The organism is Pseudomonas sp. GD03862 (genome assembly GCF_029840855.1).
GTDB classification, from domain to species: domain Bacteria; phylum Pseudomonadota; class Gammaproteobacteria; order Pseudomonadales; family Pseudomonadaceae; genus Aquipseudomonas; species Aquipseudomonas alloputida.
The window spans coordinates 17,725-38,503 of sequence record NZ_JAOCDI010000034.1 but is presented as its reverse complement, the minus strand read 5'-3'; the positions used below and the strand labels follow the sequence as shown (position 1 = coordinate 38,503).

The window sequence follows — 20,779 nt, the reverse complement described above, 5'->3', positions numbered from 1 at the left end:
GAGGCCGTATATGAGTAGCATTGTTTCTCGAATCAACCAAGGAAGATATGATTCTGAGCGAAGCCTACTGAACCTACGAGACAACGCCCTTAATAAGTCTAGGACTGATGTTCTAGATGCGGTAAATCAACGCCTTAAAAAGTGCCATCCGAAAATTTACGAACGACTTGTTGGGCCGCTACATGAGCGCAAGAGAGATAAAAAATTCAACTGCTACTGTAATAATCCACAGAGCCTGTACGGCATTTATCAGGACATTATGAATGACGACGTACATTTTCATTCGTTAATTTGTGATGAATGCTGGCAGAAGGACATTGCCAAAACTTGGGGTTACTATGGCTGGACGAGTAAATTAATTCCACAGAAGACATGGCACGCGTTGTGTGAAAAACGTGCGCATGCAAAATTTGTTGAGTGAATTTACCTCAATTTAAGGGGTGATCTGAGGGGATTCGCTGTACGCCACGAAGGGCACCTCTGGGCCCAGGCTGTGTGAAAACGCAAATAAACAGGTCGACTAGTTGAAACGCTGGGTCTGCAGAAGTAAGTGGAGGTCAAACTCAGTTGGGCCCCAGCTAGCCGTATTCAAGCGCAAAAAACAGTTGGACTCATGTCCTATCGCTTCAATCAGCCAAGCGATGCCAAAGATGTTCATCATCCGTTTGAGATTGTAGGCAAGCACGAGAAGCCTCATCTCGGTGCTTCACGGCCAATAGCGGCCACTCATCTCAGGCTGCTTTCGAGCCAAACCAGCCGTACCGGCTTCCCGAAAACCGATGTTAAACGTCGTAACTCACCACCCCGCCCGCTCCATCCGCCCTGAAACGGCGCGGACGGCGCGCAGCAGCATGGCGATTCGCGTGGCAGCTTTGCCTCGTACGTACAGCCCCAGTTCGAGAGAGTACTCGAATGACCACTGGTTCATGTTGGACGAGCCCACATAGGCAGCCGCTTCGTCTGCAAGAATCACTTTGGCGTGGAACGTTTCGTTGCCTGGCGCGTCGGGACGGTCAAGACGGAAGTTAAGCACTGTCACGCCGAGGCGAGAAAGCTCTTCGCGGACGTCTTGCAGTCCTGGCGGGGGCTGCCCTTCCTTGTTAGTGCGTAAAATGAGGCATCTGTCGGGCGCAGAGGTGCGCTCGAAGAGATTTACTACGATCTGCGCGCCGAGCTCGTCAAAAAACGGCGTCATCACGCAAAAGGAGCTACGTGCAGACTCTGCAATCGCTGGCAGTAGCTGCCTAGTGTCCTTGAAACCCCAACTGCCATGCAGCATGTTCTCAAGTTGCAAGGAAACCTGGCTAGGAGCGGGTGGTTTCGTCAGCACTACGTCGACGATGTCGGCATCGCGGTAGACCCGTGCGCGATACAAGCGCGCGCCAAGTAGCAATGGTGCCAGCTGCGCTGCAAGGGCGCGATCACGCACCTGCCAGGTGAGCGGCGTTGACCGCGCGAATAGCCCATATGCTTGCCCGGCAATCAGCGAGCGCTCGACGTCAGCAACTCGCGCCTGCGGCAGACCGGCACGCGTGCAGATGGAGTGCAGGTCCAACGGCACATTAAATGAGCCTTGCCCGGCCGCGTCGCACAACGATGCACTCACCTCGCAGTAAGGGGATGGCGCGTCAAAGGCGCTTAGCAATTCACCCTGCATCAGTTTCGTTGATCACCTCGAGGAAACCACGGATGCGCTGCCCCTTGTGTGTTGCATCCTCGCGGGGCGGCGGGCCCCCTTTCAACACGGCGCGTGAAAGCAGCTGATTCTGAGCTACGCAGGATGTCTCGGGAATCATGATGCAGTCGGGGCAAGCTCCCCCTGCCGTATCACAAAGGCGCCCCGAATTGCAGCGATGTGTCGATGCCTCCAGGAAACGAGAAAGGAATCGATTGTGTTCGTTCCGCCACAGCGACGATAGGTTTCCCAAGTCCATGGTCGTGCCGTTTCGATACACCACGAATGCAAGATCCAGCGGAAATATGTATTCCCCCATAGAGCCTAGGTCCAGGCCCGACAACTCGGCTACATTCTTCATGAACGCGTGCGCGTAGGTATGCAGCAGCGTGTATACGTAACGGTAGGTCGACGCATCCCCTTCCTTGAGAAGGGAGAAGTAACGTCCAAAAGGCTGCGCCACCTCCAAAAGCCTACCGCCGAACTTGACGGAACTGCTTTCGTCCCAAATCGGCAGGTCCGATACCCCGACGGCCTGGAGCCACTTGTAGACAGCGCCAGGGTCCAGACGCACGTAGAGCGCCTCGTTGGCCTGCGTTACAACGTAGATCGGCCTCTTCCCGCTACGCAATGGCTCGAACAGCCTCAAGCGAACGGGCATGTCCTGATTTCGCTTGTCTAGTGTCGGCGTCGCTGAAACCCGCGTATACCCGTGTGTGAAGCGGCACAGGTCGAACTCGCGAATCAGCCCCAAGTCGGCGATGCCAAGCTTGACCATGAGGCGCTGGGTTTCGAGCTCCTGAGCTGCCTTCGCGCTCACATCCTTTGGTGCAAGGTCGTTGTCCAGATGATTGAAGCGCACAAACCTCGCGCGCCCCCCGTCGGGCAGAGCGGAAAGCTTGCCTCTGTTCAGCGCTTCGTGCTCGACCGCCAGGACGAAGGGGTCGAAGCGGCTGGTATACTCGCTACGTAGTGAAAGTTGCACATTGATTGCTGGTGGGAGTTCGACGTGTGGCCGCACCAGCGGCGGGTCGCTGGTGGTCCATCTTGTTACGAGCTTCTTCAGTTCGTTTTCCATTATCGTTTGAAAGGCTGTATCCGCTGAGCCACTCGCAAGCTGATGCATCCGCGAAAAGTTCTCGTACGACTCCCACTCGCTGGCCTTTCCTGCTGCGAGCAAAGCCTCTCTCATCTGGTCGGATGTGAGCTCCGCGCCACCGAATCGAAACTGGTTTCCGATGAAAGCAGCGAGCTCGGATTGCCGTTGCGGCTCTAGCATCGTGATGAGCTGATGCTCCGTCTCTGGGAAAAGTACAAATTGCTCTGACTGCGCATAGTACGCTGAAGACGCGCGATAGGAGATTGGCTCCATGCGGCGCTCGCTAACGCGCGCACTGGATTGATTTCTCAGGAGCTCGGTCGTGAACCGGTCGTTTTGGCGCCACTCATTGGACCCTTTATGCCCGCATGTAGGGTTGGCGCAGTAGAAGTGCCACTGACCGATGCGAGGCGAGTCGGTATTGAGTTTGAAGTCGCCGCCACCGCATACATTGCACTCTTCACCATAGAGCCTGAGGGTGTTGTTGCGGTCATCCCACTCCCATCGGCCGGGAGTCACAGGCATCCACTCACCGGACCAGTGCACGAAGATGACATCGACCTGACGCCACTGGCACGGCCCATTGGTATCAGCGGCTGTGCAACGGATCTTGCGTAGCTGGTCCATGCTCTTAGCTAGCTCGTGGGCTGACTTGAAACGCCTGAAGAGCCGGCACTTGTTACAAACGAAAGTCAGTGGAGCCGGGGCATATCCCATTCGCAGGGGGCTCAAGAATGCCAAGCGATCAGCGCCCAACGGGATCACAGCCGCCCCTTTGAGAAGCGACTCGTCAAGGCATTGGTAAGGGTCGATTTGGCGTGTGCCTGTGCCCACCGCATACGAGCGAGTGAACCAACTCTGCCAGACTTCCTGCAGCCTCAGGATGATTTGAGACTTCGTTGCCGGCTGGATGGGGGCGTCGTCTACCGTTGCTGATAGGTCTGGGATGGAGATGCACGCGCCCAGGCCGCCTTCGAAGGTGAAGAAAGCTCCAGGGGCATATGCGGATCCTAGCTGCCCTCTCGAGCGCGCCATCGTCGGCGCGCTGAGTGTTTTATCCTCGTCGTCAGTTGCCAGAAACCCTCTGCGTACCGCCATCTCAGTCCCCTTTCTGCGCGTTGTCCGCGCTATCGTTGTTAGACACACCGTGACGAACGAGGTCCATTACCTGCTGTATCTCGCCAAGCGACTGGATGTTGCCGGCCACGTCGCGAGTCGATGCCTGGATGACGCCGCCTTGATCAACATCGCGTAACGATGTCATCGGCTTGAGCATCAGGTCCGTCTGGCCCTTGAAGTAGCCCTCCATAGTACCGCTGCCCCAGACCGGGCTACTCCACGTGTTCACGATGAGATGGCGAGTTCTCTGGTCGATGCGAGCACGGTAGTGCTCTTCGCCTTCGGGAGAGAACGCACCGCGCAAGCCCACCGCAAGCTCAACAAACTTGTCGATTTCGTCGATGAACGCTTCGCCTCGGGAGTTAAACTCCTTGCGCACATTGGGAATGAAGCTGAAGTCAGGCGTCATGCCTTTTTCGTCCTCTGGCAGCTGAATCAGCTGGCGGCTTGGAACTACGCCCAGCAGGTAGGCCTGGAACAGGCTAGGAAATACTCGTTCGATGGCGCGCTCCGCCCAGCGATCGATGGCCGCCGGCTGAACCATACGCTCCAAGAAGCGATGGAAAATGTCGAATACATGCACGATATGCCGGTCGCGGCGACGCTGAGGCGTGGGCACTAGGACAACAAAGCCAATGTGTGTCCGCCCGACGCGCGAGGAAGCCTGGATGTACTCGGCAATATCCGAAGGCATGCCGGCGAAGAACATCGAGTTGAACTCATCGACGTCGACGCCGTGTGAGATAGCTGAAGTCGCAATTACCGAACGCAGCTGTTCTCGCAACGGAGGCAGAGGCTGCCCCGGAGTAACGCGGCGCTGCGCAGTATCCACGACACCTTGTATTTCGCCTTGCTCTACCGAGCCGGTGATTAGTCGGGTGTCCAGCCCCCCAAGGTCAATGCCTTCATTGAGGTGCCGCTTGCGTGTCTCCTCCGCCTCAGCCGCCATGATTTGATCGCCGCCCTTTTTGTTGGTGACGTAGGTCAACGCGATACGATGAAGGTCGACTAGAGTGGCTAACTCCGAAGCGCTGGCCGCGCATAGCGCCTGCCTATGAAGCCCGTGAAGCGCTCCTAGGGAGACATGGTCCAACAGCGCTTGGCGCGCCGACTGAAACAGCTGCTCGACGCCGCTAGTCAGGTTGTCGAACAGCCGGGTTACTGTCAGGTGAAAGCCAGATAACACTGCGACGCTGGTCGACGTGTGCGGCTTACCGTTGGTCATGAAGGCCGTATACACACGGGCCTGCCTACTTGCAACTTCGATGTTCGGATGGGTCTGACGATGCGTTTCTTCGGCCAGTGCAGGCTTCGCATAGAAGGATTCGTAAAGCGACGGCCCAGGCTCAGGGAACTGGGTTGCCGGAATGGAGCGCTGGTACAGATGCTCCAGCTGCCTCTCAGGGTCGGATACCGTGGCAGAGGCTGCGATGACCTTGGCCCGACGCCTACGGCCTTGCTCGTCTGTGGCTACCAGGCCACTGAGTGATTTGGCGAGATATTCAAAGACCGCATCTAACGTGGACTCGAACAGGCCGGCAAAGGTGCCCAGCGACTCATCGAGCAGATGCGCCTCGTCTTGGATAATGAGACTCGGGAAGGGGTCATGGAAGATGCGTCTGCCGGACTGGTAGGCCGGATAGACCCCGTCCATACCCTTAGCAGTTGGTCCTGCGGCTAGGTCGCGATTGTCCGTCGGCACTTGCAACCGTCCGTTGACTGGGTTAACCCACGGCGCAGCTCCGAACATTGCATAGATGCGTCGGATGGTTCGACTCGAATGGCCGATGAGTGCCAGCTTGTCTACCGTTCCCAGGAGGACGGATGGCGCCAAGTCGTAGATGTCGTCATCGACGATGTAGAACGGTAGTGGCCTCCACTGGCCCTCGTTGGAGTCGCAGTGGATGTCGGTGCAAACGTGGCCTAGCGTCTGATCCCCGTGGTCGACGAAGAGCCGCAAAGCGGTTTCTCTGCTGCAGAACGGGCACTTGGGAAGCTTCCGCCATGCACGCATGGCAGCTGAGTACTTAGAGTCGTTCTCGCGAAGGGCCAGCTCATCAGTCAGGATGGGCGGCGCTGCCGACACGGTCGGGATGCTCTTAACCCCCTTTTCACTGTGTCGGTTCGGAGAGCCCCCACTGCCGACCCAGAAACCAATGGATAGTGAGCTCCCTCCGTACCCGTGGAGGCGGCGAACTCGCTCACCGTGTGCCAGCACTCGTGCGCACCGCTGGGCCTGCTGAATCGTCAGCAACCGCAGCGGATATCGAATCAGGGCTGTCACTCCGCGGTGTTTTCCCCTCAGCCGATCGAGCATAAGGTTGAAAACCAAGAGTCCGAAAAACGCCTCGGATTTGCCACCGCCGGTGGCAAAGTACAGCAGCGTGACGGCGTCGTCTCTTCGCTCGTCATAGTGATGCGCGAACTCCGGGATGCGCGACGCTAGTGCGGGGATATTGGCGATAATGAAGGCCAGCTGAAACAGGCGCCACTCGTTGTTGTCGTCCCCGAAACGGGCCTTCATGAAGTCAGCCATAGTCTCGTTCATGGCGAGCCAGGCTTCATAGACGATTGCCTTTGAGGCAGCCTGCGCACCACGCGCGTACCAGGCTACGCGAGACTCCTCTAAACATTTCAGACCCGCAGCTAACGCCTGCAATTCGGAGGCCCATTTCTGCAGGTCCTGCGTAAACGCCTCTTCTTCCCGAGCCACGCCCGCCGTGTCAGAGGGATCCAGTCCTTCGGCGGGATTCACCTGTGCAGGTAGGCCGTCGAGCCACTCTTGCATAGCTGGCACCAACGGTGCCAGGCTGTCCAGTCCGTCTGGCTGCGAAAGCAAGCGCACTCGACACTCGACCCCATTGGCGCTCGTAGGGATAATACGTGGCTGCGCATAGCGGGGTGTCCAAGTTGTCTCGAGCACCCGAATCGAAGTACCAGACTGCACTTGCAGAACGCCGCCGTTGTGCCCCATGGCCGGATGGGCCAAGTACTTGTTGTAGCGGTAGGATGGGTCGATGCGCTCCAGTTTCAGTTCGTGATGAAGCGCAATCGGTAGCTCCACCCTAAGAGACACGAGGAAGACAGCTTCTTCCGTCTCGTCGACATGCTGGCTCGGCATGTTACTGATGTTCTCAAGCGCCAGAAAGAAGCTGCGCTTGTAGGGATCGAGCCAGTCGGTATGCAGCTCGAGATTCCAATTCAGTTGAATCTGCGGTAAAGCGATGGGTAGCTGCGACTTGCGCACCACGTCGAGGAAATCAGCCCACTTGGTGTATTGGCTGGCAGGGATGGATAGCTGATGCCGATATCCCCAGGCCTTGCCCCCCGTTTCCGGGTCGTCGCTTTCAGCCCAGTCCTGCAATCGCTTGGCCACAACCGCATTCATCCGCGTAGCGTGGTTCTCAATATCGAGTTGAATTGCTTCTTTGGATTTTGAAGTGTCAAGCTCCAGTGAGGGAAGCTCCACCTCCAGTCGCATCCACTTGTGTGGAACAGCCAATGGTTCGAAATGCTCGTCCTTGATAGGGAGCGTTTCCCCTACCTTGACAGGCACCCCTTCCTTCGTGCCGTTGCCAAGGTCATCGGCTTCACCCGAGGGCTCGTTGGTTTCGCCCGAATCCGGGGGTAACTCTGAGGTGAGCAGGTGCCTTGGGATACCCTTGGCCGAGTAAACCTCGTCAACGACCTTGACACGAATTGCCGCCCAGTCTGGATGCTTCCACTTCGAGGTGTACGCTCCTTTGACTTTATCCCATTCTTCATCCAGTCGACGGTTGCGTGCAGTTCTAATCTCGTCAACCACTGCCTGGCGAAGCATGAAGACAGGCCGGCAGTTTGGCCTCTTGAGGTCCTCCTCGCGAGGCAAAACTCGGACATAGACACACAGCCTTGGAAAAACCTTCATCACCGAGGTCTCAGCGACGTTGAGCTGCATCTGCAGTCCGTGCGAAGAAACCCAAATGGGAGACGTCACCTCGTCGTCTCCGGACGGACTGCGCTGGGGCAGCAAGAAGCCGGAGTTCAGAAGTATTCTTGGGCGGGCGCCGAATAGGTACTGGCCTGTGCCCCCTTGTCCACTGAGTTGTGCATACGTCAGGTTGAGGAGACTATCGACGACCGCCTCCTTGAGAGTGGAGGGAATTTCAGCGGGATCGGCACGAAGAGTGGGCTGTGTCATTGCTGCGATTCCTAGAGGGGGCCAACGTGCTCGACGGTGGCAACATTCTCGCGCGCCTTGTTGAACAACGTATTCAGTGTTTGCCGTCTAATGCTTGAATTGGCCATAACAGACTCCGGCTGCAAGAGCATATATGCATAGATATCAGAGACATGGCGACCGTCTAGTCGACGCGAGCTGCGCACAGCCGTTATTACGCGCTGCCACTGGTAGGATGCCTCCAGCTCAGAGAACCCGAGCACCTCTGCGAATGCCTTGAAAGTCGCTTCACGTAGCGGCGCTTGTGGGCGAAGCTGCTCGAAAGGCGTTTCAGGCGAGTGCCCGAGGTCAATCCATAGACGCATAGCCTGAAAACTCGGCAGCTTACTTTCCAAGCTCGGGTTGAGCTCGATCATCTCCTCACGTATTGCCCGAACTTTGTCAGAAAGCGTGGCCTGCGTGAACCGCTCCGCAAGGCGTGTTTGCACCTGTTCGTGATAGCTGCGCAGGGCCGACTCAAACGTCTTGTCTGATTGGATGGGCACGCCGGCGTCGCGCAGGACCTGCTCGACCGTTTCGCGCAAGTCAGCCGACATAATAAATACCTTATCTCCGACACCCAGTGAGCAGACCTGGCACGGCCTAAACCCCGCATTTGTCGCAAGCTGCGAAGCAGGGTCGTACACGTACACCTCTGAAGTGTCATGGCGATACTGGGTGACTCCGGTGTCGAATCGGATAACCCAAGATCCCGGTTCGACATCGTGGTCGCTCGAGATGATGTTCGATGACAACTCGACACGGAATGTGGGAAGCACATAGTCGCCGGTAGAAAGGACCGAGGCGCTCTCCGGCAAGTCCTTCAGCTGTCGCAAGATGGACTCCATCCGGGGTTTGTAAGACTTGAATTCGGGCATTTGCTCGACAATAGGATTGAGCGTGGCTCGCAGGAACTGACCTGCGCGCTGAGTCAGCAGAAGCACAGAATGTGCGGGGATGCGGTTGTCCGTTAGCAGCAGACGCAGGCAATCCTCATTGAGTCCGGCGAACACGAGTGTGGAACCTTGTAGCTTTTCAAGGTGATCTTCGAGATGTGGAGCAGACAGTAAATGTACGCGCTCGTGGAACGAGTCATAAGTCGCATCTTCCGGATACTGGCCATACCCGACAAGGAAGCGCTCGGCCAAGCGTAGGTATAAAGCGTTGGTAAACACAATGGCTACACTGCGCCTCTTGCTCGTCGCGACCGTCGCAACAAGCTCCGCTAGTTTATGGGCAAATGGGGTCGCCTCATGGTAGTTGGCGAACAGCCGTGAGCTTCGATCTAGACACTCCATAAGGGCCGGTCGGTTATCTCCCACGCCGACATTGCGATCAAACTCGTGGACGGCCCCCATATGTCCGGGCCAGTCGAATGCTGCGCGCGTACGGTCCGACACATCGAGACCAGCAAGGTGCTCCGACAGGTGCCGAACGCCGCAGGGTAGCGCCGCCAAGCGAGAAAGAAACGAGGCCGCTTCAACAAGCGGCCTGGCGCCCAACTTACCTCCCTGTGCAGTGTTTGCAATGTGCATGAACTTGTTCGCCGCTTTCGCCACATCCGCATCTACGATATGGACATCGAATTCGCGCGGGACTGGGGGGGGTGTTTCCTGAACACCCTCCGACAGCAAGCCCACACCACCTGCTACGCTCGGGATGCCCGAAATTCTAAACTCGTGAGGCGAATGCCAGCGACCCGCAGAATCACGTTTATGGTTTTGCGCCCAGAGCTCGTCCTTAAGTCCGTAAGCCGCATGCGGTTCATCGGTAATGACAATGACCCCCGGTCGACAGCCGCGAAAGACGTCCTCCAACATCAGGCAGAAACGCGCCAGTTGTCGCTTCCATTTAGGGGCCTCAAGGCGCACAGCTCGTGTGGCTTGCACTATCACCACCTCTGGGGCGCCGAGCTCCGCCAGAGCCTTGCAGGCTTGCCGAAGTTCGCTATCTGACATCCGCCCATCCAGCGCAAAGAGTGCATCAGGCGCAGTGCGGGGGTCACCCATGATGACGCTGTTCATCTGCAAGGCCTCTTTGGCTTTCCCTCGCCGGGAGAGCTTCGCTCGAGTAAGCGCCAGTAGCTGAGCGTCGCAGGGTTTCCACACCCTGAAGTCTGGTGTAGCTAAGTAGTGAGGTAGCAGCTCTCCAATCGTTGGATTGAAGCACCCACCCAGGACTTGACGAAGGCTGCTGTCGTTCAGCCAAAAGTAAAACGGATCCTTGTCACGCATCGATCGAGTGACGCGTGGATTGTCGGCGACCTCCACCAGCTCCTTGACAATGCGAAGGATGCTGCCACGGTCGAAATGAATGTGGTTGAGACAATGGAAGGCATTGTTCTTGGCGGGAAAAAGCAGGCCGCGCACACCTTGCTTGTCACCATTACTCCACCGGGTCAGTGTGGCGAGTGCATGTACGAGGGGAAGGGTTTTTAGCGACGCCGGCCAGACCATCGCAATGTGGCGTGAACGATGTTGAGCTGCGTGCAAGTACAAGTCGGCCAGCGCCACGAGTGCTTTTGAAGGTTCGCTGGGCTGGGGGCTATCGTCCTGGAACAGCGGGATGAGGGCTTCATGGCTGCACGGTACAACCGGAGGGGGAGGCACCACTTCTCGCGGAGCGGGCGCAGAGTGGCTCGAACGGCGTGACGGCGCAGCCTGTGCCGATGGGGTAGGCCTTGCCTCAGCGGCAGCCTTATAGGCAGCGAGCCTAGTCGCCAGTCCTTCGCGCCTTCGGCTCTCAGCTTCCAACAAATCGTTAAGCAACTTCCTTGATGCCATATGTCTTATCGGCCGTGTGGCTCCCAGATTCATTGGAGAATAAACGAAATACCTACTCTACTTCCAATGCCTTTTGTGCCGCACTAGCCATGTCGCAGCCCTGTTCGAGATAGTTCCTGAGACGGTTCGGGTCAGGCAATTGCAACTGACGGAGCTCGAAAGCCGATACGTTGGTCGCCCCTGAAATACAGCGGAAGTACCGGTCCACCGTAGGCGTTCCGAGCAACTGAGCCAACTGCTCAGGTGTCAGTACAGGGTCGGGTATCACTTGCTCAAGAATGACAGTGTGGTTCTCGCCAACGAATCCGTTGTAAGTATCAATGAGTTGGATTGGAACCGCTGCGGCAACCAGCCGTCGCGGCTGGTCATTTGAGGTGACGCGCTGCAGTAAGACGCTGGGTCTGCGCACAATCGAACGATGCCCCTTTGCCCCCATGTCCACAAAGCATCGCTCCTTATTGTTCTTGGGCTCGCCAGTGAATCGCAAGGTACCGTCCTGTGCTATGTCACTAGACCAAAGCAACGGAACGACTAAACCACCATCTGCTAGAGCGGCATTTTCCGCCGACGCGTAAGTCGTGCGTGTATCGCGGTTCCACACAAAGGCGCCGATACGAGGTGTATATCCGTAGTCCGAGAGACTCGCTTTTGACTTGGCCGCATTTTTTAGCAGCTCAACGTCGCCTTCGGCGCGAGGAATCGGCCAGGCAGCCCCCGAATTGGGCAGGACGCATCGCCCTACGTCAACGTAGTTACCATCCCGTGAGACAACCGAAACCTCTGCCTCGGTCGCCGGTGCGTGCCCGGCCTCTTCACGGCGAGCTAGAGTCAGAGCCGTCTCCTGCTCGACATCAATGAACACACCAAGACGATGGCTCACCATGCCGACCCTAAGCACCGTGGTGTGCGCCAACAAAAAAGTGCGTAATTTCGAGAAGTACTGCCCCGATAAGAAGCTCGTCGGAGTCACCAGTGCGCAGATCGCTCCAGGCGCTAGCAACTTGACGCACAAGGCGATGAAGAGCGCGTAGAGGTTAGGCTGGGCCTCGATGATGTCGGAAAACTCGTCGAAGTATTCCTCGACTTCTACCTTAGCCATCTTCCTAAAAGGCGGATTACAGATCACAACATCAAGCGCACCTAGCAGATGCTCAGCCTGCAGGAGAGAGTCACCATGCTGCACCTGGAAATTCGGGCATAAGCACGTAGTGACAACCTCGTCGTGCAACGCCATTAGCAGAAAGTGTTTTGACAGCTCGCATAGCGTGGCATCCTTGTCGAACCCTAGTAGGTGCTTTTGCACGTGGTCGAGTATTTGCGCCGCACTTGCTCCCTGAAGATAAAGCGCGTCTCGCATACGCATCGCAATAGGCGCCAAGAATGCAGCACCACCGCAAGCGGGGTCGCAGAAGCTGCGAGTGGTAAAGTCCACTCCATTGACTGACAAGTCGTCGAGCAGACGCCTCGTCAGCGACGGTGGCGTAAAGAACATCGCCAGTCGCTTGCGACGCTCTTCTCCCAGCAACTGAGCGTATGCCGAAGAGAACCAGAAGGTCGCCTCGAGTAGGTCTTGGTCCTTCACAAAGTCCACAAGCGCGCACACTGCGGGCTCATCCTGCAACGCCGCTAACGTGGGCAGGCCAGACCGCGGTAGGCCGGGGAAAGAGTTTTTGCACCACTTCGCTAATGCGCTGCCGAGAATCAGATCCGGCCCGAACTGCGTATCCTGCATGACAATCCGCAGGCCCCGAACGAGGCGATGAAACCGAGTCTTATTAGGTAAATTCATTGGAGGGCACGATTCAGGGCAGCGCATTAATCTCCGTATTGTCCAATATTACGCCCCATTCGGGATACTTTTATCCGAGGCAGCTTGGTTTGTCCTGTAGGCTGCTAAAAGGCGTCCCATCGCCAAGCTCCAACCTAGCAAATTAGTCGTACGCAAGATGGAGGTCAGAAGGGACATCACTGTAAGGCAGCTTGAGTTGTAATCGCGACCTGCTGCTTCTAGCCGACTCTTGTCTTTCCTGAAAGGCCGCTATGAGTCGAAAGCGGCCGCTCGCGAGTGCCTGATTTCGACCGATTGCACACCACCAGAGCGCGTCTTGAACAAGCTACAAGTGGTGCCAGATTGAAAAGGAATGCTTCTCTTCACCCAGTACTGCGGCAAATGCTTCAGGCGCTCCTCCGCCAGAGCACCACGGGCGACGCACACAGGCGCGATTCAAGCGGAGCCGCCCTTGTCAGACAGAGGCATCTGGACCCTGCTAGCGATCGCGCTGCCGGTGCGATAAAACCGAATCCCCTACATTCCCTTTAGCGCATGCCAACGGGAGCCTAACTGATCATGGTGAAGACCAGTTACTCAGCTGGATTTCGCCATGATGCTTTCGCCTTACCCCCTACTGATAGCCTGCTTGATTGCTTTCACGGCCGCCGCTCAGGACGTGCGCGAGCGCTCCGATCTTGGCCTGGTGCAGCGGCAGATCGATGCTATCGAGCTATTGGCCGAGCGAGCACATAGCAGCACTACCGGTGCTAACCGAGTTCGTTTTCGCTTCGACTACCTCAGGTTGACTGCGGATTTGGAGCGCATGCGCCACGGTATACGCAACTACCTATCGCCCTCACGCGCGCAGCCGGCTGATCTGGTGGAGCTGGCCGGTGATTACCGTATTGACGCGCCCCACTTGAGCACCGCAAATGAGCATGACTGACGCACAACTCAGCGCGTTCTCCGCCGTTGCCGGGTTTACCCCGCAGCTTAGCTCGGTGCTGTGGCGTTCATCGGTACTAGTGCTCGCATTGCTCTGGTGCACCTGGGCCCTGTGGAGCGGCTACCGCGGCTGGGCGGCCGGTAACCTCAATTTTGGCGCGCTCGGCGGCAGCACGCTGCGCCTGGCCCTCGCCCTGATCGTGCTGATGTTTTTCATGCTGTCGTAATCCGGAGACCTTGACATGAAACTCTCCCGCCACTTCATTCGCCCGTTTCTCCTGCTGGGGAATACCTGTTCCAAAGCCCTGTTCGGCGGTCTAGTTTTGCTGAGTTCGACGTTCGCCATGGCCGACCTACCGACTATGGAAGCGCCCTCTCGCGGCGAGGGTTCGGGGCTGATCGATACCATCAAGAACTACGCCTACGACGGCGGCATCCTGCTCGGCCTGTTGATCGCCACCCTCGCCTTCCTGGGCGTGGCCTGGCATTCGCTCACTGTCTACGCTGACGTGCAGAACCAGCGCAGGACATGGAAGGACCTTGGTGCAGTGGTCGGCGTCGGCGCACTGCTGGTGGTGGTGATCCTGTGGTTCCTCACCAAAGCCGCGACGATTCTGTGAGGTCCTCATGTCCGACGCCCCTGCCACCCTCCCTGACGGCACGCTGACCTTCCTGCCGGAGCGCCTCAATCGTGACCCAGCCGTCCTGCGCGGCCTCACCAACGACGAGATGTGGGTCGCCCTGATCGTCGGTGCCGCGCTGGGCGTGATCCTCGGTGCACCGCTGGCGGTGGCCACAGCCTCCATCGCCACCCTCCCCACCTGCATGTTCTTGTGCATGACGTTGGTGTTGCTCGGCGGCGGAAAGCTGCTGCGCCGGGCCAAGCGCGCCCGCCCCGAAACCTGGTTGTACCGGCGCCTGCAGTGGCACCTGGCAGTGCACTGGGGCATCGGTTCGCACCAACTGATCTTGCATTCGGGGCCGTGGACCGTGCGCCGTACGCGTCGGCATGTGAGGGCCACGCCATGAGCCGCTTCCGTAACAAGGTGGATGCGCAGCAGGCGCACATCTTCAGCCTGCGCTTGGCCGTGGCGGTCCTGGCGCTGCTGTGCGGCGGGCTGTGGTACGGCTGGCAGGCCGCGCCCTCCGAGCTCACCATTCACGTACCACCTGATCTGCGCTCAGGCAGCACGCGCAAATGGTGGGATGTGCCACCCGAGAACATCTACGCCTTCGCCCTGTACATCTTCGGCCAACTCAACCGCTGGCCCACCGACGGTGAGGTCGACTACCACCGCGCCATCTTTGCTCTGCAGCCCTACCTGACGCCCGCGTGCAAGACGTTCTTCGATGGCGACTTTGAATTTCGCAAGGCCGCCGGCGAACTGCGGGGCCGGGTGCGCGGCGTATACGAGGTGCTGGGCCGCGGCTACAGCGACGACCCCGACTTGCGGGTTAAGCAGCTTGATAAGCACAGCTGGCTGGTCAAGCTCGACCTCAACGCCGACGAGTACTACGCCGCCGAGCCGGTAAAGCGCGTGGTCGTGCGCTATCCGCTGCGGGTAGTGCGATTCGACGTCGATCCTGAACGCAACAAGTGGGGCCTGGCGCTGGACTGCTACGAAGGCACACCGCAGAAGCTGACGCAGCCGGGAGGTGCGTGATGATGCGTGTCTTGATCCTGATTCTGGTGATGGCCAGCGGCTGGTGTTCAGCGGTCGGCGCAGTCGAGGTCAAATACTGGGACCGCTTGCCCTTGGCCGTTCCGCTCACGGTGGGCAAGGAGCGGGTGCTGATGCTCCATGAAGACGTTCGCGTTGGACTGCCCAGTGCGATCGCCAGCAAACTTCGCGTGCAGTCGGTCGGTGGTACGGTGTATCTGCGCGCCGCCGAAGCGCTGCCCCCTACCCGGCTGCAGCTGCAGTCGGTGAAGACGGGCGACATCATCCTGATCGATATCGAGGCGCTTGAGGGCAGCGAGGCGCTGGAACCGGTCAAGATCGTGACCCAGATTCAGGTGCCGGACGCGGACACTGAAAAAGATGCAGCACCTGCGGCGACTCCGGTACCGGTGGTGCTGACCCGCTATGCCGCGCAGAACCTCTATGCACCTCTGCGTACCGTGGCGCCATTGCCTGGCGTACGGCGTGTGCCGCTGACCGACTCCATCGCATTCAGCACCTTGCTGCCCACCGAGCGGGTTTCGATCAAGGCGCTTGCTGCGTGGCGGCTCGGCGATTACTGGGTAACGGCGGTAAAGATCGTGAACCGCGGCCCCGGCAAGGTCGCGCTGGACCCGCGTCATCTGCAGGCCACGCTGTACGCCGCGACGTTCCAGCACGCAGACCTCGGCCTCGCTGGTACGCCTGAGGACACCACCGTGGCCTACCTCGTTACTCGCGGCAGCGATCTTAAGCACGCCATGCTGTTGCCCCCGCCAACGTCAGAGGCTGCCGATCATGAAAGCTAATGGCCTGCTGCAATGGCTGGTACCCGGGGTCCTGCTGGGTATCGTGCTGATCATCTTCAAATCTTGGATGGCCTCGCCGGAAAGCCAGACCGCGCACGATCCGGATAAAACCACGCTCAGCGCGGAACAGGCCAAGGCCTTGGGCATCGCTGGCGACACCCCACGCGACACCATGGCCACCCTGATCGGCCAGGTCAAGGCGATGCGCAGCGAGATGCAGACTCTGAAGAAAGGCAACGATGCGCTGCAAACCGAAAACCACCGGTTGCGCTCGCGCGAAGGCAATATCGACACGCGCATTCAGAGCACCTTGAGCAGCGTCACCCAGCAAGTTACCGAGCAGCGCCAGCAGGCCAACGATGCCCGGCAAAAGGCCGAGCAGCAGCACCGCGAAACCCAGGGCCTGCTGTCCAGGCTCAAGGATCAGCTCACCAGCAAGCCGGCCGCGAAGTCGGATCTCCCCGCAGGCTTTGGCCTTGAGCCCGGCGACGAACAACAGTTTTCGGGAGCTCAGCAGCCGGCTGACGCGATGCAGTGGATCGAACCGTCGAATGCGCGCGCCGGCCAGGACGACGCCAGCAAAGCTGACGGTCCGCTGTCATCGCTGACGTCGACGTTCAAGGACCTGCATGGTCTGGACAACAACGCCATCGATCGTGGCCAGGACCGCTTGCGTGCCGTTGCCAAAGGTGAGCGTGACCTGGAGAACACCCAGGACCGCGCCGAGGGCGCCAGACCCGTCTACACCCTCCCTGAAAACTCGACGCTGATGGGCTCGATCGCCATGACCGCGCTCATTGGCCGGGTGCCGGTAGACGGCACCGTGAACGACCCCTATCCGTTCAAGGTCTTGGTGGGCCCGGACAACCTTACCGCCAATGGCATCGACCTGCCGGACGTGGTCGGCGCGGTAATGAGCGGCACCGCCGCCGGCGACTGGACGTTGTCCTGCGTGCGCGGCCAGGTCGAGTCGATCACCTTTGTCTTCAGCGACGGTACCGTCCGCACGGTGCCACAGCCGCAAAAGGTCGTCAGCCGCAATCGCAGCACCGCCCAGACCTCGGACACCGAGAAGATCCGTGGGGGGCTGGGCTACATCTCCGATCCCTACGGCATTCCCTGCATTTCTGGGGAGCGCCGCTCCAACGCCCAGCAATACCTGGGCAGCCAGAGCCTGATCACCGCAGCCGGTGCCGGCTTCGCCGCGGCCCTGGGCAGCGAGCAGACCAACACCTCGTTCATCAACTCGGCCGGCGGCAGCCTGGGCCTGACCCAGAACAGCGGCAACAGCGCGCTGAACTCAGTCATCAGCGGTGGCATTGGCGATATCCGTGAGTGGATCAACAAGCTTTACGGTGAAGCCTTTGCCGCCATCTACGTGCCGCCCGGGGCCAAGGTAGCGCTGCACCTGGATCACGAGATCAGCATCGACTACGAGCCGAAAGGCCGGAGAGTGAACCATGAAAGCCCATCCGTTTCGGTACTGGATCTGGATTAGTCTGCTGCTCGCCCTGCACCTGAGCGGCTGCTCCACCAGCAAGGAGGAAATGCTGCCCCACGGCGATCAAACCATGCTGGACATCTGGAATGGCGGTGGCTCCGTCGGTTCCCAGCAGCAGTTGCAGGAAGCGCGTGGCGAACTGCGCCGTCCAGTGCTCGACCCTGAGCGCCTGATAGGTGACCAGAATGCCTATACGCGCACGGCTGCCAACGAAATCCGCGCCCAGTTCCCGCGCCTGCCCAACCCGGACCTGGTCATGTACGTGTACCCGCACCTGGCCGGTACCCAGCAGACCCCGGTGCCAGGCTACTCGACCGTGTTTCCGCTGTACGAGAAGGTCCAGTACGCGCTGCCCGGCGAACGCCTGGACGATCTGTGATGGCCGATGACGCAAGTCGCCACCCGCCACGCTGGAAGCCCTGGCGCGCGGCACAGCGCCGGCGCGCGACGCTTGCCGACGAGGCCGGCCAGTATGCGCACCATCCCAGCTTCACCGATCACCTGCCCTGGGTCGAATACCTCGAGGAGGAGCAGTGCTTTCTGCTCGACGACAACCGCTCGGTGGGCGCGGTGTTCGAGCTGCAGCCGATCGGTACCGAGGGCCGTGAGCCCGAGTGGTTGATGGCGGCCCGCGACGCCCTAGAGGATGCGCTGCAGGACAGCTTCGACGAACTGGACCAGGCGCCCTGGGTGGTGCAGTTTTTCTGCCAGGACGACAGTGACTTTGCCCCGTACCTCGAACGCCTGGAGCGCTATATCGCGCCGAGGGCTCGCGGCACACCATTCACCCAGGCCTTCTTCACGTCGATGCAGCGTCACCTCGACGCCATTGCTAAACCGGGTGGGCTGTTCGATGACCATGTCGTGTCTCACCTGCCCTGGCGCGGCAGCAATCGGCGGATTCGCCTGGTGGTTTACCGCTGGCTCGGCGACCAGGGTGACGATGACGGGCAGAGCCCGACTCAGCTGCTGGGTCGCACCTGCGACCGCCTGGTGGCCTCGCTGCAGGCCCTCGGGGTCAGCCCTCGACGGTTGACCGGACGCGACTTCTACGCCTGGTTGCTGCCCTGGTTCAACCCGTCCCCTACTCTCACCGACGAGTCCCCCGCGGCGTTCTATCGACGCGTGCCTTATCCGGAGACGGACGACGGCGAGGACCTGCCGCTGCCGTTCGACCACGATTTCGCGGAGCGGCTGTTCTTCCAGGAGCCGCGCTCCGATAGCGAACAGGGCCTTTGGTACTTCGATCAACAGCCCCATGCGGTGATGGTGGTCGACAAGCTGCGCAGGCCGCCGCATATCGGCCAGCTGACCGGCGAAACGCGTAAAGGCGAGGCGTTGAACGCCTTGTTCGATCAGTTGCCCGAGCAGGCGGTGATGAGCCTGACCCTGGTGATCACGCCCCAGGATGTGCTCGAGGAGCAACTCAACCGCCTGGCACGTAAAGCCATCGGCGAGAACCTCGCCTCAACCCAGACCCGCCAGGACGTGGAAGAAGCCCGAGCGCTGATCGGGCGCCAGCACAAGCTGTACCGCGGCACCTTGGCGTTGTACCTGCGCGGTGCGGATGAACAGCAGCTGCGCCAGCGCTCGGTTCAGGCCGCCAACGTCCTGCTCGGCGCCGGCTTGCAGCCGGTGCGTGAGGGCGACGAAGTGGCCGCCTGCAACAGCTACTTGCGCTGGTTGCCGATGGTCTACAACCCGGTCCGAGACACACGTAATTGGTACACGCGGCTGTTGTTTGCCCAGCATGTCGCCAACCTGCTGCCACTCTGGGGCCGCAGCGTCGGCACCAGCAATCCAGGCATCACCTTCTTCAACCGTGGGGGGGCACCGCTGTCGTTTGACCCATTGTCACGTTTCGACCGCTCGATGAATGGCCACCTGCTGTTGTTCGGCCCGACCGGCGCTGGCAAGTCGGCCACCCTGGTCTCGATCCTGATGCAGATCATGGCCGTGTACCGGCCGCGGCTGTTCATCGTTGAAGCGGGCAACTCCTTTGGCCTGCAGGGCGACTACTTCGCCACGCTCGGGCTGTCCGTCAACAAGGTGCAACTCAAACCCGGCAGTGGCCTGAGCCTGGCGCCGTTCGCCGATGCCCGTCGGCTGATCGAGCACCCCGATCAGGTCGCCAGCCTGTCGACCGAAGACCTGGATGAAACCGCACCGGACAGTGATGAGCAGCGCGACGTGCTGGGCGAATTGGAGATCACCGCGCGACTGATGATCACCGGTGGTGAAGCCAAGGAAGAGGCGCGCCTGACCCGCGCAGACCGCAGCCTGATCCGCGAGTGCATCCTCGATGCCGCCCAGCACTGCGCAGCCGCCGAGCAACAGGTGCTGACCCGTCATGTGCGCGATGCCCTGCGCCAGGTCGCCAGCGACGCCCATTTGCCTGACAAACGCCGGGAACGCGCCCAGGAGATGGCCGAGTCCATCGACCTGTTCTGCCAGGGTTTTGAGGGCGCCCTATTTGACCGGCCCGGCACGCCCTGGCCGGAGAGCGATGTGACGATCGTCGACCTCGCCACCTACGCCCGTGAGGGTTACGAGGCGCAGATGTCGATCAGCTATATCAGCCTGATGAACACGGTAAACAACATCGCCGAGCGCGATCAGTACCTGGGGCGACCGATCATCATGGTCACCGACGAAGGCCACATCATCACCAAGAACCCGTTGCTGACCCCCTTTGTGGTCAAGGGCACGAAGATGTGGCGCAAGCTGGGTGCCTGGTTCTGGCTGGCCACGCAGAACCTGGCTGACTTCCCCGACGCGGCGCAGACCATGCTCAACATGATTGAGTGGTGGATCTGCCTGAACATGCCGCCGGCGGAAATCGAGGAAATCGCCCGCTTCAAGAAACTTACGCCTGCGCAAAAGGCGCTGCTGCTCTCCGCGAGCAAGGCCTCGGGCAAGTACACCGAGGGCGTGGTCCTGTCGAAGAACCTGGAGACACTGTTCCGCGCAGTGCCGCCGAGCCTGTACCTCGCTCTGGCCATGACCGAGCCCGAGGAAAAAGCCCAGCGCTGGCGATTGATGGAAGAGCACCAGCAGTCCGAGCTGGAGGCCGCCCTGCAGGTCGCGGCCGACATCGATCGCCTGCGCGGGATGTCGTGAACGATGCCGCCTGAGCCGTTCATGCCCTTTCACTCAGCAAAAAACGAAAAGAGCACATTTGTACTCTTTCGGTATTTTTCCAGACTCGCTCTGCTGAA

Annotated in this window: 15 protein-coding genes; 10 read left to right on the top strand and 5 right to left on the bottom strand. The window is 59.5% G+C overall.

Translation table 11 applies throughout. The features are described 5' to 3' along the window. Positions 1-10 precede the first annotated feature (10 nt). Positions 11-421 (top strand): hypothetical protein, encoded by a 411-nt coding sequence (locus N5D53_RS20240; RefSeq protein ID WP_279840671.1) that lies wholly within the window; start codon positions 11-13, stop codon positions 419-421. Positions 422-796: 375 nt separating this feature from the next. Here the strand turns inward: N5D53_RS20240 and N5D53_RS20235 are convergent, their stop codons facing one another. The 5 genes from N5D53_RS20235 to N5D53_RS20215 all read right to left on the bottom strand — a co-directional run bounded on the left by N5D53_RS20235 (position 797) and on the right by N5D53_RS20215 (position 12,606). Continuing rightward, complete coding sequence (locus N5D53_RS20235) at positions 797-1,657, bottom strand: phospholipase D-like domain-containing protein (protein WP_279840669.1); 861 nt, start codon at positions 1,655-1,657, stop codon at positions 797-799. Further along, positions 1,647-3,401, bottom strand: a complete 1,755-nt coding sequence (locus N5D53_RS20230) for a hypothetical protein (RefSeq protein WP_279840668.1) — start codon at positions 3,399-3,401, stop codon at positions 1,647-1,649. The genes N5D53_RS20235 and N5D53_RS20230 overlap by 11 nt, the downstream gene beginning before the upstream one ends. Before the next feature lie 472 nt (positions 3,402-3,873). Next, complete coding sequence (locus N5D53_RS20225) at positions 3,874-8,073, bottom strand: DEAD/DEAH box helicase family protein (RefSeq protein WP_279840667.1); 4,200 nt, start codon at positions 8,071-8,073, stop codon at positions 3,874-3,876. An 11-nt stretch (positions 8,074-8,084) separates the two neighbouring features. Further along, on the bottom strand, positions 8,085-10,604 hold the full coding sequence (locus tag N5D53_RS20220) for a hypothetical protein (protein WP_279840665.1): 2,520 nt from the start codon (positions 10,602-10,604) through the stop codon (positions 8,085-8,087). Between the two features lie 322 nt (positions 10,605-10,926). Further along, positions 10,927-12,606, bottom strand: coding sequence for an N-6 DNA methylase (locus tag N5D53_RS20215; RefSeq protein ID WP_279840664.1), 1,680 nt, complete (start codon positions 12,604-12,606; stop codon positions 10,927-10,929). A 649-nt stretch (positions 12,607-13,255) separates the two neighbouring features. Here N5D53_RS20215 and N5D53_RS20210 point away from each other — a divergent pair. Genes N5D53_RS20210 through N5D53_RS20170 form a run of 9 tightly spaced genes read left to right on the top strand, consistent with a single transcriptional unit; the run spans position 13,256 to position 20,681 of the window. Further along, positions 13,256-13,591 carry an RAQPRD family integrative conjugative element protein gene (locus N5D53_RS20210; protein ID WP_279840663.1) on the top strand — a complete coding sequence of 112 codons (336 nt, stop codon included), beginning with the start codon at positions 13,256-13,258 and terminating at the stop codon, positions 13,589-13,591. Then, positions 13,578-13,817, top strand: a complete 240-nt coding sequence (locus N5D53_RS20205; protein ID WP_279840662.1) for a TIGR03758 family integrating conjugative element protein — start codon at positions 13,578-13,580, stop codon at positions 13,815-13,817. The genes N5D53_RS20210 and N5D53_RS20205 overlap by 14 nt, the downstream gene beginning before the upstream one ends. A 15-nt stretch (positions 13,818-13,832) precedes the next feature. After that, complete coding sequence (locus N5D53_RS20200; protein ID WP_279840661.1) at positions 13,833-14,210, top strand: TIGR03745 family integrating conjugative element membrane protein; 378 nt, start codon at positions 13,833-13,835, stop codon at positions 14,208-14,210. 7 nt (positions 14,211-14,217) lie between these two features. Then, positions 14,218-14,619 (top strand): TIGR03750 family conjugal transfer protein, encoded by a 402-nt coding sequence (locus N5D53_RS20195; protein ID WP_279840660.1) that lies wholly within the window; start codon positions 14,218-14,220, stop codon positions 14,617-14,619. Further along, positions 14,616-15,254, top strand: a complete 639-nt coding sequence (locus N5D53_RS20190) for a PFL_4703 family integrating conjugative element protein (RefSeq protein ID WP_279840659.1) — start codon at positions 14,616-14,618, stop codon at positions 15,252-15,254. Before N5D53_RS20195 ends, N5D53_RS20190 begins: the two co-directional genes overlap by 4 nt. Beyond that, the gene (locus N5D53_RS20185; protein WP_279840658.1) at positions 15,254-16,060 is read left to right on the top strand and encodes a TIGR03749 family integrating conjugative element protein; all 807 of its coding nucleotides are present in this window, start codon (positions 15,254-15,256) and stop codon (positions 16,058-16,060) included. Before N5D53_RS20190 ends, N5D53_RS20185 begins: the two co-directional genes overlap by 1 nt. Beyond that, positions 16,050-17,558 carry a TIGR03752 family integrating conjugative element protein gene (locus N5D53_RS20180; protein ID WP_279840657.1) on the top strand — a complete coding sequence of 503 codons (1,509 nt, stop codon included), beginning with the start codon at positions 16,050-16,052 and terminating at the stop codon, positions 17,556-17,558. Before N5D53_RS20185 ends, N5D53_RS20180 begins: the two co-directional genes overlap by 11 nt. After that, a complete protein-coding gene (locus N5D53_RS20175) occupies positions 17,521-17,940 on the top strand; it encodes a TIGR03751 family conjugal transfer lipoprotein (RefSeq protein ID WP_279840656.1) in 420 nt (139 codons plus the stop codon). Before N5D53_RS20180 ends, N5D53_RS20175 begins: the two co-directional genes overlap by 38 nt. Next, positions 17,940-20,681, top strand: coding sequence for a conjugative transfer ATPase (locus N5D53_RS20170; RefSeq protein WP_279840655.1), 2,742 nt, complete (start codon positions 17,940-17,942; stop codon positions 20,679-20,681). The genes N5D53_RS20175 and N5D53_RS20170 overlap by 1 nt, the downstream gene beginning before the upstream one ends. Positions 20,682-20,779: the final 98 nt, after the last annotated feature.